The sequence below is a fragment of the Clostridium ljungdahlii DSM 13528 genome, assembly GCF_000143685.1.
Taxonomy (GTDB): domain Bacteria; phylum Bacillota; class Clostridia; order Clostridiales; family Clostridiaceae; genus Clostridium_B; species Clostridium_B ljungdahlii.
This window is the reverse complement of sequence record NC_014328.1, coordinates 471085-486326: the sequence shown is the minus strand read 5'-3', so window position 1 is coordinate 486326 and position 15242 is coordinate 471085. Positions and strand designations below refer to the sequence as shown.

Below are 15242 nucleotides of genomic sequence, written 5' to 3'. Positions count from 1 at the left end.
GTAAGGGGATTCGCCCCCTTACAAGCATTTTTTCATCATTTCAAGAGCTTCTACATCAGTCTTATCATATATTTTTATAGATCGTACAAGCTCTTTATAAGCTAATTTAAAATATCCATTTTTATAATAAAGTTTTCCCAGATATAATAAAACGTCCTGATCCTCAATTAAGTTTAAGAGTTGAAGACCTTTTTCAAATTCATCAAAACAATTTATTTTTAACACAATGGCAAGCAGACTAAATATAAGCCCGCAGAAATCCTTTGAATCCTCAATATCTTCTGAGAGATCTGTACACTCCCTTCCTTCCAATAAATCCTTAAACTTCATATATATCATATACTTTTTATTGTCAGGTATATCCTTAGGCTCATCTGTCAATACATCTTTAGTGGATATAGTGTCATCAAAGGTATTGCAAAGCATAGTATAATAAAAAGCTTTATCTATAAATTCCTCTGAGCTTATCTTTTTTAAAAAACCATAAGCGTCCTTAAATTTTTTCTGATAAAACAAGCAAACTCCCTTATAGTAATATATTTTAGACCTGTCAATTTCATCTTTACATATTTTATCAGCTCTATCTGCATATTCATAGGCAATATCAAATTTATTTTGGCCATAAAATACATCTGATAAAACTAAATATATATTTGGATCTGAACTTTTATCAACATAACCGTCGAACTTAGATTTCATTTCATTTATAGAAGCTTTTTTAGCCGCCATTATTTCACAAAATTTATAAATACCTTTAATATATCCTGGTTTCATCTTTAATAGCTTGTCACAATAATAAAGGGATGAGTCATTGTCTCCTAGATATAAATATATGCTGCACAAAACCATATAGCTTCTATAAGAACCCACTCCAACCAATTCATTTATCTGAATAGGAGGTTCCCCCATCTTAATACATTTTTTTAGTGAACTTATGGCCTTAAGATACTTTTTTTCAGTAATAAAAGTATTGCCTCTTATAAATTCTAAGTCTGTAAAATTAGGATAATATTTTAACCCTCGATCAACAAACTTATATTCTTCTGCAAAATTTTCAAGTATTTGATTACAGGAAACAATCCTCAATATGAGTTTAGAACTAAAGCCTTCCGTTGGATTAAACTGTTCATAGCTTTTCATATAATATTCTAATGCCTTTTTATAATCTTCTTTAGCATAGTACTCATTCCCCATATTAAATAGCATAAATCCATTGTGAGGATCCTTATCCAGCTCCTTTTGAATTATGGCCATATTTCTCTGCCTTTTATCTTTTGATTCTACAATTTCATTTAAATATCCATAGTGATAAAATCTTATATTTTCAATCTTTATATCATCCTTACTAATAATGTGCTCTGGTGGAGGTATAAGCTGTTCATGTATGTCACCTAGAAACTTGTACCCTTTTCTATTTCTCACAAGTCTTACATTCAAATTCAAAGTAATATCACCACTGCTTACATTATCTCCTGAATAGCTTAGAGTTTGCATAAAATATACATTAGTTTTGTTATTTTTATCGTTAGTTAATTTAAGAAGCTTATTTGTATCCTCTTTTTCAAATTCGTCGTCTGCATCCATTATAAGAATCCAATCTTTCTCAGCCTTCTCTAATGCACAATTTCTTGCATTAGAAAAACTGTTATCCCATTTATAATAAAAAATCTTTGCACCATATTTCTTAGCAATTTCTATAGTAGAATCAGTAGATCCCGTATCCACAATTATAATTTCATCTACAAAGTGTTTTACACTTGCCAGACATCTTCCAAGGACATCTTCTTCATTTTTAACTATCATACACAAACTTATGGGCACATCTACAAACCTCCTTTTTAGATTCCTATTAAAACATTTGAAAGAAAGTAACAAGCCAAACATATTAACTGGTTATTTCTTTGAAAATGGCTAACATGGTGCTGCCTAAAAGACAGCACCAATATAATTAAATTTTTCCATTAAAATAAGCCTCAAAATCAGCGGTATTAGTTCCCGTATCATAGTAAAGCCTTGTATAATTCATATAATACTTGGTAGTTAAAACCGTAGCACTATTTGCAGAAAGACTTATCGGATTAATATCATTTACAAAATAAGATGCTGTACTAGTTGGGGAAACTTGCAGCGCTACTGTAATTGCATTTGTAGTATCATTATTTTTAATATAATAAGAGTACATTGATTGCTGAGAAGTATCCTGCTGCAGCACTGATCCTATACCGGTACCTGTGGTTATAGCAGTGCTGGTTGCAGTAAATCCAACTCCAGTGGTTACTGAACTAACAGTACCTGCTACTGTTACTGTTCCTACTGTTACAGCTACTGTATTTCCTACACTTACGGTTCCTTCAACTGTTACTGTATTCCCTACAGTTACACTTCCTGCTACTGTTACTGTTCCTACTGTTACAGCTACTGTATTTCCTACGCTTACGGTTCCTTCAACTGTTACTGTGTTCCCTACAGTTACGCTTCCTGCTACTGTTACTGTTCCTACTGTTACAGCTACTGTATTTCCTACGCTTACGGTTCCTTCAACTGTTACCGTATTCCCTACAGTTACACTTCCTGCTACTGTTACTGTTCCTACTGTTACAGCTACTGTATTTCCTACGCTTACGGTTCCTTCAACTGTTACTGTATTCCCTACAGTTACGCTTCCTGCTACTGTTACTGTTCCTACTGTTACGGCTACTGTATTTCCTACTGTTACCGTTCCTGCTACTGCTAAATTACCACCTGATATAGTTAAAGCCTCAGCTTGATTTGTACCACTATTATAAGCATACATTTGGGTTTTTAAATCATTAGCTGTGCCATTAAATACTAAATTATTAGGCATGAATTCCCATCTCCTCTTTATGGTTTAATTCATTTGAATAGGCCTTATTTTTCAGGCCTACTAATATGTTATTCTTTCATCTATTAATTGTGATATATTTTACATTTTCTACAATTTTAATCTAGTAAGATGGATATATACCCCAAACTTTCTATTGATAAACCTGACATATAAAGCTAAGTTTTACATATGCAAATCCAGAACAATTGAACTTCACCCTATAATATTTTCCATAGTATTTAGCTATTAAAACTTGTGACTTATTGGCATTAACGACCACTCCTGTATCTTCAATCCAGTGTTTTGAATCTACACTTACTTCTACCACTGCCTTAATTTGCACACCGCTAGTATTTTCAATAAAAAACGTACCATTTATAATACGTTCTACATTTACTGTAGGCGAAAGTGCTGTATTAAAAATTTTTAACTCCCAATGCTTTTCTACAACATCTACAATCTTCTGGTCATGGTTTATTTTTGAAGAACAAATCACTAATTTAGGTGCACCTTCATAATTAGGGTCCAAACTTGAGGAAAAGCTAGCAAGTGCTCTATGTTTTTCTCCAGATTTTAAAACTAATCCATTGTTCTTTATAGAATTATCATGCCACTGATCAAATATATGAGTTATATCTACATGAATAATTCCATGAGAGTTTTTATTTAACTCAAACTTTACCTGTTTTTCATAATACTCAGGCTGATTTTCAAATGACGTATTTAGATCAAATTCCTCTTTAAGTGGATGTATATAAAAATTTGTTTTAGAATGTGGTATATTAATTTTATTTAAGTATATTTTTAGCTCTGCAGAATCTACAACTATATTTTTAGATATATCATCTATATTAAAATACATATAACTTCTGTAAGTATTTTTTCTTGTAAACCCAGCCTTTAAATCATTATGTTCTATGTTACTTTGAGAATTTGAATTTGTTATTGTAATACATTTTTTACATACAATTTGTGTTTTTTCACAAGGCATGCAATTCCCCCCTCATAACTAGAATATGTATAAAACTTAAAAAAAAGGCTTACAAAGTTTATCTTTTTTTAAGCCTTTTTTAAGTTTCATGACCGAAAATATAATTAACTTCTAAGAGAGGAGAGTGAAATGATGACAATATTTCTAAAAAAGAATCTATTTAAGATAGGTCTTATTTTTCTAATATTACTATCCGCATTTTTTTGTATTTACAGTATAAAAAATTACAAAGCAAATACTATTATATCTAAAAACAACATACAACAATTTAACAATAATAAAAGCAATAAAAATATTCCTGTTCCAAAAGATAATGCTAAATTTTCAAATGGAACCAGGTATAATCAAAAAAATAACATTCAAAATCAGCCAGGTAATAGTATGCATTTTGGCAAAGAAAACAGTAAGAGATCTAGAAATGGTACACATCAAATACCCGGTGGAGATATGAGAGGAGACTTTTCATCTACCAAAAGCAAATATGCACCTTTTTTAACCTTATATTTAATAGCCTTTTTAATTTTGTGTGCTGGAACTTTCTACTTTATAACTCATAGGGATTTAAAAATAAATAGAAATAATATAAAAATATTGATTTTTTCATTATTGTGTATAGGACTATTTTTAAGGATTTCACTGTCTACAGTTATGGAAGGCTATGGCGGAGACATAAATTTATTTAAAGATTGGGCATCAACTGCAGCAAATAGTTTCTCTCAATTTTATACAAATGCAAAATCTGGCGACTATCCACCTTTATATATGTATGTACTATTTTTAATTGGTAAAATTGCAAGTGCAAGTTCAATTAATCCATATTACACACTACTTTTGAAACTTCCATCAATAGTAACTGATGTGATTACAGCTTATTTTATATACAGATTAGCTAAAAAGTATTTATCACTAGAATTTAGCGTTTTCCTTAGTGCATTTTACATTTTTAACCCGGTTACTTTTATAGACTCTGCACTTTGGGGACAAGTAGATTCTTTCTTTACACTAATTATAGTACTGTCACTGTTTTTGTTATCAGAAGGGAAGACAGTCTTATCATCTATAGCATTTACCTGTGCAGTGCTTATGAAACCTCAGGGAATTATATTTTTGCCAGTTCTTCTATTTGAACTAGTACGAGAAAGGAATTTAGAAACATGTGTAAAATCAATAATTTCGGCCCTTATCACAGCTTTAGTTATAATACTACCTTTTTCTTACAATCAAAATGCCCTGTGGATATTTAAATTATATTCAAAAACTATATCAGAGTACCCTTATGCTTCTGTAAATGGATTTAACTTTTTTAATTTAATTGGAGCGAATTATAAAAAGAATTCAGAAGTGTTTTTCATATTTAACTATCAGATTTGGGGAATGATTGCAATAATTGCAATTACTTTATCTTGCTGGTACTTATATGCAAAGAACAAAAACAGAGCATTTGTCTTTGCTTCAGCATTTGTTCAAATTTCAGGTGTTTTCACATTTTCCACAGGAATGCATGAAAGATATTTATTTCCTGCTGCCGCATTATCAATTATAAGCTTTATATACCTAAAAGATAAAAGACTATTAACCTTAGCAGTTGGTTACACTATAACAATTTACACCAATATTTATTATATTTTGTTTGGTGGTTCAAGAGGAATGAATTCAGATTCTCACAGTTTAATAACTGATGGTGTTTCGATGCTAAACATAATTTTGTTTATATATCTTATGAAAATATTAATAGATTTAATGTTAAAAATGAAAGGACGTGTAACTTATGAAAATTAAAAAAGCAATAATTCCTGCTGCAGGACTAGGTACAAGATTTCTTCCTGCTACAAAAGCTCAACCTAAAGAAATGCTGCCTATAGTAGATAAGCCGACAATTCAATATATAGTAGAAGAAGCTGTATCTTCTGGAATTGAAGAAATATTAATAATAACGGGCAAAAATAAGAGATCTATTGAAGATCATTTTGACAAATCCGTAGAGCTTGAAGATCAACTTAAAAAAAATAATAAAACCACTTTATTAAAGTTAGTTCAAAACATATCCAACATGGTAGATATATATTATACGAGACAAAAAGAACCTAAAGGATTAGGTCATGCTATAAGTCTTGCTAAAAATTTTGTAGAAGATGAACCTTTTGCAGTTATGTTAGGCGATGACATAGTTGACAGCAAAATACCCTGTCTCAAGCAGCTTATAGATTGTTACGATAACTACAATACTTCTATTTTAGGTGTCCAGCCTGTAAAGGAAGAAGCTGTATCAAAATACGGTATTATAAGTGGCATTGAAGTTGAAAAGGGAACTTTTAAAGTCAAAGATATGGTAGAAAAGCCAACAGTCCAAGAAGCTCCTTCAAATATCGCAATTCTAGGGAGATATATTATAACTCCAAAAATATTTGAAATACTTGAAAAAAACAAATCAGATAAAAAAGGAGAAATACAGCTAACAGATGCCCTAAAAGAACTTGTAAAAACTGAAGCAATATATGGATATTATTTTGAAGGCCAAAGATATAATGCAGGAGATAAATTTGCTTTCCTTCAAGCAAATATACACTATGCGCTAAAAAATAATGTCTTAAAAGGTGAGCTTTTGGAATATTTATCTACAATTAAAACTGCACTTTAGGAAAGTTCTAAGTAGAAGTTTCAAGTCATATAAAAACATGCTGACAAATTTCATCACACTAAAAACTTTTTATAAGTCTAAAGCTCAGCATTTTGAAAATCTAAAGAAACTTATATAAACTCGTACCTCAGACATATATAAGTTTTTAAGATTTTCTAAAATGTCTCACTAAGACTTATAAAAAAAATTTTTAAGTGTGATTTCAATTTTGTCAGCATGTTTCCTTGTATGATCTAAAATCTTCATCTTATAAGTTCCTATCAAAATTAAAATTGTGATATAATTTGAATATACAAATTTATGAAATAAATATAAACTAATGAAGCCATAAGGTGGTAAGAAAAATGACAATACAGGTATATTTAGTTTTTATGCTAACTTTTATTATTTATGTTATAGGAACATTAGCATATTCTACTAGAATTGTGGGAATAAGAACTGGTAGAATTGCAGTATCTTTTGCTGTATTTAATGTTTTTTTACTTATACAAAGAACAGCTAATACTATTCAAGCTCCATTATTAGCAAAAACTATTGAAAATGGAATAAATACAGGTCATTCTAGTAACTTACTGTATATTTTTAGATGGATAGTTTTTTCTATTACTTTAGCCACAATAGCCGGTGCAATTTTAATGCCAACTTTTATAAAAGTGTTTAACAAATTGGTTATATCATTTAGTGTTTACAGGTCTTTACCTAGATTGATGATTCATGCATTTTCAAAATCAGGAATTGAGCAGTTTAAAAATAGTATTTCAATTCCTAAAAGAGAAAATTTATCTGAATTAAAGAACTTTAGAAAAACTCCTAAAAAGGTAATTTTACTAAATATTATTGCATTTTCTATATCAAGTATAAGTATTTTATCATCATTATATGCTGGATGCTTAAGTCCTAGTTTAAGAACTACTTGCAGCACTTTAGCATCTGTAATCAACAGTATTTCAACAATATTCATGTTTATATTTATTGATCCATATTTATCTATGATGACAGATGATGTGATAAGAGGAGAACGTACAGAATTGGAATTTAACCGCTGCATAATTTTTATTGTTGGTGGATTGATTATTGGAAGTATATTAGCACAATTAATATTAGTGCCTGCTTCACATCTAATAGTCCTTATAGCAAAGTTAATTTAGTTCATGTGAAAGTTTGTTTTAATTTCCAAACTATAAAGTTTAGTTTCTCACTTAAAAATAAACTTATGTGTAGAAATATTTTACAATAAGCAAACACATTTAAATATTTTGCATATAAGTCTTAGTAAAAAATTCCAGAAAAACTTAGACCTTTTGAATTGTCTGAGGTACGAGTTTTCAAAAGATCTTAGGTTTTCAAAATTTTTTGGTTAGACTTATCAAAATATTTAAGGAGCTGAAGGTTGTAGAAAATATCCATAGTATAAGTTGATTTTTTGCTTAGAAACCCTATCTAGGCTTCAAATGTGCTGAATGCCTCTAAGAATTTATCAATATCTTCTTCAGTATGCTTTACATTTAAAAATATAGCTTCAAATTGAGAAGGTGCAATATAAATGCCTTTGCTCAACATATGCTGAAAATACTTTGCAAAAAGAGCAGTATCACATTTTTTAGCATCTTCATAATTTCTAACTTCTGAATCTTTAGTAAAGAATATAGCAAACATTGCTCCGCACCTATTTACTACAACATTTATGCCCTTCTTTTTTGCTATGTCCTTTATACCCTGTTCCAATTTTGCACCTAATTTTTCAAGATGTTCATAGTAATCAGGATTGTCGTGCAGCTTCTTTAAAGTTGCAATTCCTGCAGCCATTACAAGGGGATTTCCGGACATTGTTCCTGCCTGATAGACAGGTCCCATTGGTGAAAGTTTTTCCATTATTTCTTTTCTTCCACCATAAGCACCACAAGGAAGACCTCCACCTATAATTTTTGCAAAAGTAGTTATATCCGGTTTTATTCCATAAATGCTCTGGGCTCCTTTATAGGCTACCCTAAATCCACTCATTACTTCATCAAAAATAAGCAAGCTTCCATTTTTATCACAAATACTTCGAAGCCCTTTTAAGAAATTGGCATCCCCAGGAATTACGCCCATATTTCCTGCTACTGGTTCTACTATAATCGCTGCAATGTCTTTACCATGCTTCTCAAAAATTTTCTCCACATTAGAAAGATCATTATATTTAGCTATTAAAGTATTTTTCACACTGTCCTCAGGAACCCCAGCGCTTCCTGGAATTCCTTCTGTCATGACTCCAGAACCTGCTTCTACTAAAAAATCATCAAAATGACCATGATAGCAACCTGCAAATTTTATTATTTTATTTCTTCCAGTACACCCTCTAGCAAGCTTTACCGCACTCATAGTTGCTTCTGTTCCTGAATTTACCATTCTAAGCATTTCTACATTATCTAAAGTGGTACATACATATTTTGCAAGCTCCAATTCAAGCTCTGTAGTAGCACCAAAAGATATAGCATTTTCACTTGTATCCTTTATAGCCTTTACCACATCATCATCACAGTGTCCTAAAATCATAGGCCCCCATGAGCATACAAAATCTATGTATTTATTACCATCCTCATCATAAATATAAGCTCCTTTTCCCCTTTTTATAACAGGTGGATTCAAAGGCACATCTTTAAATGCTCTAACAGGACTATTTACTCCTCCTGGCATGTATAATTTGGATTCATTAAATATATCATCATTTCTCATTAAGTTTTACATCTCCATTTCTTCATCATTAACAGAATATTTTATTTATAAGCTTTAAATATTCATCTTCTTTTCCTTGAAGTTTTGCTTCTTTTAACACATCTATAGCCCTGTTTATATACACTTTGGCTGTACTCTGTATCATAGTTTGTACGAGTACTTCATTATCTTTGGTATACCTCTTATTTTTAAAAGTCTCTATCCTCTTTTCACATATTTCACTTCCAAAACTTTTCATCTTCTGTATTTCCGGTGAAAGTTCATCTAAAGACTGCCATTTTATAAATTCATCTATATATTCTTGGATAATATACCTGTACTTTTCCATTTTTTCTTTTCGCATAATCTTATTATTTTCATCAATACTGCTTATATTATCTATATCATATACTTTTACATCTGGAAGAGTTAATACACCTGCATCTATATCTTTAGGTACTGCAAGATCAAATATGAGAAATTTCTTTTTAGGAAGTTCTTCTTTATAAATTATAGTATGAGGTGCAGAAGTACAACTTATAATACAATCCACATTGCTATAATAAGCTTTTCTTTCTTTAAAAGTTATGAACTTAATCCAGTTACAATTTTCATATAAATCTTTAACTTTGTTCAAATCACGTACTACGATATATACTATCTCGGTATTCAAGCCAGCTAAATATTTGAGAACAAGCCTTCCTATTTCACCAAACCCAATTACCATATACCTTTTTACTTTGCTCTTTTCTGCTTCTTTAACAGCTATTGATGGTACAGATACAGGTATTTTATACATTTCACAGTCATTCTTAAACTTCTTACCACAAGTTATTGCATTCTGAAATAGCCTCTGAATCTGTCCTTTTATAGTCTTAGCTTTTAATGCCATATTATATGCAGTCTTAATTTGTCCTAAAATTTGATCTTCTCCCAAAATTTTAGAATGGAAACCACAACTTACTTCCATTAAATGCTTAATAGCATCTTCACTTTTTGCATAAAAGGTATATGTAATAAGTTCCCTGCTCCAACCTAAAGCATCAAATACAGCATTTATTAGTTCTTCACCTTGTATATTAGAATCCACATATATTTCTGTTCTGTTACAAGTACTCAAAATTAAAACGTTTGCTGTAATTTTATAAACATTTTTTAATTTATCTTCTAATTTTGACGATACAATAGAGAACTTCTGCCTTATTTCAATATCACATTCACTTTTTACCCCTATAAGTTGTATCATTTTATCAACTCCAATATTACAACTATATTATTATAATTAAAATATAACTTCACTATATACCTAAAAAACCCTTTAACTAAGTGTTAAAAGGTCTTCACACATAAAACATAAGTAATAAATACTTTATTTATTACAATGCCCCCTATCACTTGTAGAGTTAATGGCCTACTATATAGGCAGGTCTTCTGACTTAAGCTTCATCATTTAAGTATGCCTTCCCTATTTACAAGTGGCTTGTCTTACTTAAATTCACCTAATACAGCTACAAGATAGTTCAGGATTTCCACCTGATTCCCTTTTAATTAAATGTAATTAAACCTATACTATTATTTGTTAAATTTTATTTTACAACATTAATTTTCACCTTAATTATAACATTATCATAAAAAGAATCAACTATAGAGTTTCTAGATTGAAAGTTGACATATACCGGTTCATATGCTGACAAATTTCATCATACTAAAAACTTTTTATAGGTCTAAAGTTCGGTATTTTGAAAATCTAAAGAAGCTTATATAAACTCGTACCTCAGACATATATAAGCTTCTAAGATTTTCTAAAATACCTCACTAAGACTTATAAAAAAAGTTTTTAAGTGCGATTTCAATTTTGTCAGCATTATTTTCAAGTATAAGTTGAAATTTCAAGCTAGAATACCTCAATGTGGATTTATAACTTAAAAATCAGCTTATACGCAAGCATATTTTTACAATAATGAGGCTCTTTTAAATATTTTGCATATAAGTCTTAGAAAAAAATTCGTAAAAACTTAGAACTTTTGAATTGTCTGAGGTACGAGTTTTCAAAAGTTCTTAGCTTTTTTAGAATTTTTTACTTAGACTTATCAAAATATTTAACGAGCTGAAGGTTGTAAAAAATATCCAGAGCATACGTTGATTTTTTGTTTAGAAACTCTACCTCTATTTTACAGTGCCTTTTAAATCATACAGTGTTTCATTGTTCATGCCGCCCATTGGCTGAAAACGTAAGTTGCTGTTTCTTTTTGAGTTACTATCCATTTTACTATTATCAGTATTATTAGTAGAACTTTGACCTTTTTGAGCTTGAGAATTAGTAGTGTCTTTCCATTCAGCAGTTGAAACAGCTTTTCCATTTCTCTGAATCCAATTCATTATATCCTGAGAATCTCTTCCTCCCATACCTCCTGTAAGTACATATCTTACCTCACCTTTTTTAACCATTTGTTTAAATTCGCTTAAGGACAGTATCTTGTCAGATCCTGAGAAACCTCCAAGAGCCATTACGCTTTTGCCGCTTTCAATTATAATATCTTCAGCAGAAGCAGAACCTGAAACTACAAGAGCATATTTTTCATTTGAAGTATGACTTTCAAGGAATTTTATAAGCTTTGAATTCCTACTACTATTTTGTCCGCCCATCATCATGAAATTCCCTGATTCACCGCTTGACAGGAGCTCTAATCCTGCAGCAGGCAAAGAACTTAAGCTGTGAGTTATAGCAGCAGCAGAACCGACAGCAGGTGTTACCAAAATTCCTACAAGGGCAAGTGTTGTAAATATCTCGGCAAAGCTTCCATTATTGCCCTGATCCAAATTTCCTCTCTTGACTATTCTATATATTATAAGCAGTGCGGCAGATGCAAAACACAATATTATAGCTGCTATAATTATAGATTTTATAGTAGTGGATATAGTAGTAATAAAATAGGATAACATTAAAAGATGTACCAATCCTTCTACAATAAATGCTGCAGGCATTATCCATGATTTTATGCCGCCTTCCTTATATAGCTTCCACATGGAAGTAAGTCCTATTCCACATAAGGCTGCAATTGGAGGGGCCAGCATACTTAAATAATATGGATGGAACAATCCCTTTGTGTAGCTGAAATATATGAATTCAGGTACCAACCATAATGTCCATAATGTTAACCCCAATTTTTTCTTATTATCAAATGGGAACTTAAGTTTTTCTACTATTACAGATGCAGCAAGTCCAAATATAGCTAGAGGTAAAAACCAAACTATCTGGTCTGACAAAACATTTTTAGAAAATAATCTAGTAATACCTGCCGTTGTCTGTCCTCCAAAGCTTCCTGAAAGTCCATTTGGTCCACCAGGTCCGCCACCACCAGGTCCTCCACCTTGATTTTTGAAATTACCTTGTGTATTCTGACCTCCTGGGCCTCCTTGTGGACTTTGAACAGAATTTTTTGAATTTTGTGGAGGTGTCATTGCACTAGGAGCATTATTGTTTCCACTTTGTAAATTTGCCTGATTTTTGCTAAAATTACTTCTAAATTCTTTAAATTGAAAATTTCCTACCTTTCCTGATGGTGCTCCACCTATACCACCATTAGTACTGCTGAGCCTTTCCAATCCATTATGTCCAAATATAAGTTCAGTAACGGTGTTATTTGTACTACTCCCTACAAAAGGTCTGTTTTGCGATGGAACCAAGTCCACTGCTACTGCCCACGATAAAGATATTACTCCAAGAATAAGTGTACTTATAATCAAATGTTTTATCCTCTGTTTTACAGGTACAGCTGAAGAAATCAAATAAGTTATATATAGAGCAGGAGCTATCATATATGCCTGAAGCATTTTTATATTAAACCCTAATCCTACAAGAACCAAACTTATTATTAAATATTTAAGCTTGCCTTTTTCAGCAGCTTTGGATAAAAATAAGCAGGCAAAAAGTAATGTCACAATTAATAGATTGTCTATAGTATTATTCCTGCTGGTTGCTACAAAAACTGGCGTTATTGAAAGACATAGAGCTGATATAAGTCCTGCTATCTCTCCAAAAGATCTCTTTACTATATAATATAAGATTCCAACTGAAATTACTCCGGCAAGAGCCTCGGGAAATAATATACTCCATCCACTAAATCCAAATATTTTTGCTGATATAGTCTGTATCCAAAAACCTAAAGGTGGCTTATCAATGGATACAAATCCCGCGGGATCAAATGATACGAAAAAGAAATTTTTAAAATTCATGAGCATACTCTTTACACCTGCAGCATAATATGAATTTCCATATCCTTCTATAGTTAAATTTGCAAAATTTAATATTGCAGATATGACCAGAATTATACATAGTGCAAATCTTTCTTTTGTAAATTTTAATTTTTTCATAAGTTTTCCTCCTTAATTGAATACCCATATTTTATATAATAAAAAATTTATTACCTGAGCTATGAGTGTTACAATTATTTTTGATAAATACACGTTTAGATTAAAATCATTTATTAAAAATTTCATAAACACAAGTGTTGAAATAAGTGAAATAAGATTTACTATTGCAAATTGTGATACCTCTCGAATCACCTTTTTTCCAGAACTTTTATATTCAAAAGTCCACTTTTTATTGAATATGAAGCTATTTATAACTCCAAAACTATAGCCTATAACCTGGCTTATAGTATAATGGAGTCCAAATACACTTTGACAAAGGGTGAATACAGCAAAATCTATTATTGTATTTATGACACCAGTGGCAGAAAAACGACTTAGTAGTTTTAGTTTACCATTGAAAATAAAATCCATAGTTTTAATTAATTGATCCATACTTATCTACTCCTTTCTATTAGGCATTTTCAAAGAAATAACCAGTCAGTATGCTAGCCTATTTTTTATCATACTGCGTCGGCAGAACCCTTAGATAGGATTCACTATCTGCGAAACCTACCTCCCTGTCTGATAAAAAATATCCGTCGCATCTTTGACTTGTTATTTTCTTTCAAATGCCTTATTTACTATATTTTCAATAACATAATTAGGTCTTCCTTTACTTTCGTCGAAAATTCTTCCAATGTACTGGCCTATTATACCCATGCAACTTAATATTATCCCAAACATTATCAAATCAATTGATATTATGAGTCCAAAATTTACTATGCTGGTTTTTTGTAATATACATTTTGTAAACTCAACTATGATTGAAACAATTCCAATAAAAAGTGATAGTCCTCCTAAATATCCAGCAAGCATAAGCGGCTTATAAGAAAATGATGTTATACCATCAAAAGCCAGTTTCATCATTTTTTTAAGCGGATACTTGCTATCCCCCGCAAATCTTTCATGCCTTACAAATTCTACAAAGGTTTGTTTGTACCCAACCCAACTTACAAGTCCCCTCACATATCTATTTTTTTCCGGTAGTGAATTCAATGCATTGCACACTTTTCTATCTATAAGTCTAAAATCTCCGGTGTCTACAGGAATATCAATGCTAGTCATACTCTTTAATAATCTATAAAATGACCTTGCTGTAAATCTCTTAAAAAACGATTCTCCTTCCCTCTTAGCTCTTTTTCCATAGACGACATCATAGCCTTCCTTCCACTTATTAATCATATCTAAAATAACCTCTGGAGGGTCTTGAAGATCTGCATCTATTACAACTACAGCCTGCCCTATGGAGTTTTCCATTCCTGCAGTTATAGCACATTGATGACCAAAATTTCTCGAAAAATTAATAAGTCTTATATTTTCATCCTCACTACATATCTTTTCCGTCTTTTCCCTAGTCTTATCGCTACTTCCGTCATTTATAAATATAATTTCATAATTCTCTAAAGTAGAGTCCATAACTTTTTTAAGTCTTCTATAGCTTTCATCTATTACTAGCTCCTCATTATACAGTGGTACTACTATAGAATACATTACATTTTCATTCATGTTATTCACCTCAATTTAATGTTAGGCATTTTTAAAGAAATAACCAGTCAGTATTATAAAAAATATCCGTCGCATTTTTGACTTGTTATTTTCTTTCAAATACCTTAGAAACTTTATCGATCTAGCTTAATTATTATTTTGAGGTTTCAACCTTA

Annotated in this window: 11 protein-coding genes and 1 riboswitch; of the genes, 3 read left to right on the top strand and 8 right to left on the bottom strand. The window is 31.0% G+C overall.

The annotated features are described in order from the left end of the window. Positions 1-18: 18 nt before the first annotated feature. The 3 genes from CLJU_RS02225 to CLJU_RS02215 all read right to left on the bottom strand — a co-directional run bounded on the left by CLJU_RS02225 (position 19) and on the right by CLJU_RS02215 (position 3836). Positions 19-1821: a tetratricopeptide repeat-containing glycosyltransferase family 2 protein gene (locus tag CLJU_RS02225; RefSeq protein ID WP_013237137.1), complete on the bottom strand. Its 1803-nt coding sequence runs from the start codon at positions 1819-1821 to the stop codon at positions 19-21. A 127-nt stretch (positions 1822-1948) separates the two neighbouring features. Then, positions 1949-2845: a DUF6385 domain-containing protein gene (locus tag CLJU_RS02220; protein WP_013237136.1), complete on the bottom strand. Its 897-nt coding sequence runs from the start codon at positions 2843-2845 to the stop codon at positions 1949-1951. Positions 2846-2996: 151 nt separating this feature from the next. Continuing rightward, positions 2997-3836, bottom strand: coding sequence for a DNRLRE domain-containing protein (locus CLJU_RS02215; RefSeq protein ID WP_013237135.1), 840 nt, complete (start codon positions 3834-3836; stop codon positions 2997-2999). A 129-nt stretch (positions 3837-3965) separates the two neighbouring features. On the opposite strand from CLJU_RS02215, the gene CLJU_RS02210 reads away from it, so the two are divergent. The 3 genes from CLJU_RS02210 (at position 3966) to CLJU_RS02200 (ending at position 7622) form a co-directional block, all read left to right on the top strand. Next, positions 3966-5615: a glycosyltransferase 87 family protein gene (locus CLJU_RS02210; RefSeq protein ID WP_013237134.1), complete on the top strand. Its 1650-nt coding sequence runs from the start codon at positions 3966-3968 to the stop codon at positions 5613-5615. After that, on the top strand, positions 5605-6474 hold the full coding sequence (gene galU / locus CLJU_RS02205) for a UTP--glucose-1-phosphate uridylyltransferase GalU (protein ID WP_013237133.1): 870 nt from the start codon (positions 5605-5607) through the stop codon (positions 6472-6474). The genes CLJU_RS02210 and galU overlap by 11 nt, the downstream gene beginning before the upstream one ends. Positions 6475-6818: 344 nt before the next feature. Further along, a complete protein-coding gene (locus CLJU_RS02200) occupies positions 6819-7622 on the top strand; it encodes a lipid II flippase Amj family protein (RefSeq protein ID WP_013237132.1) in 804 nt (267 codons plus the stop codon). Between the two features lie 292 nt (positions 7623-7914). Here the strand turns inward: CLJU_RS02200 and hemL are convergent, their stop codons facing one another. The 5 genes from hemL to CLJU_RS02175 form a co-directional block, all read right to left on the bottom strand. After that, positions 7915-9189, bottom strand: a complete 1275-nt coding sequence (hemL, locus tag CLJU_RS02195; RefSeq protein WP_013237131.1) for a glutamate-1-semialdehyde 2,1-aminomutase — start codon at positions 9187-9189, stop codon at positions 7915-7917. Positions 9190-9217: 28 nt separating this feature from the next. Then, complete coding sequence (hemA, locus tag CLJU_RS02190; RefSeq protein ID WP_013237130.1) at positions 9218-10414, bottom strand: glutamyl-tRNA reductase; 1197 nt, start codon at positions 10412-10414, stop codon at positions 9218-9220. Between the two features lie 158 nt (positions 10415-10572). Continuing rightward, positions 10573-10751, bottom strand: a riboswitch (cobalamin riboswitch). 583 nt (positions 10752-11334) lie between these two features. Next, positions 11335-13542: a glycosyltransferase family 39 protein gene (locus tag CLJU_RS02185; RefSeq protein ID WP_013237129.1), complete on the bottom strand. Its 2208-nt coding sequence runs from the start codon at positions 13540-13542 to the stop codon at positions 11335-11337. A gap of 12 nt (positions 13543-13554) precedes the next feature. Continuing rightward, positions 13555-13974 carry a GtrA family protein gene (locus CLJU_RS02180; RefSeq protein ID WP_013237128.1) on the bottom strand — a complete coding sequence of 140 codons (420 nt, stop codon included), beginning with the start codon at positions 13972-13974 and terminating at the stop codon, positions 13555-13557. A gap of 162 nt (positions 13975-14136) precedes the next feature. Continuing rightward, complete coding sequence (locus CLJU_RS02175; RefSeq protein WP_013237127.1) at positions 14137-15087, bottom strand: glycosyltransferase family 2 protein; 951 nt, start codon at positions 15085-15087, stop codon at positions 14137-14139. Positions 15088-15242: the final 155 nt, after the last annotated feature.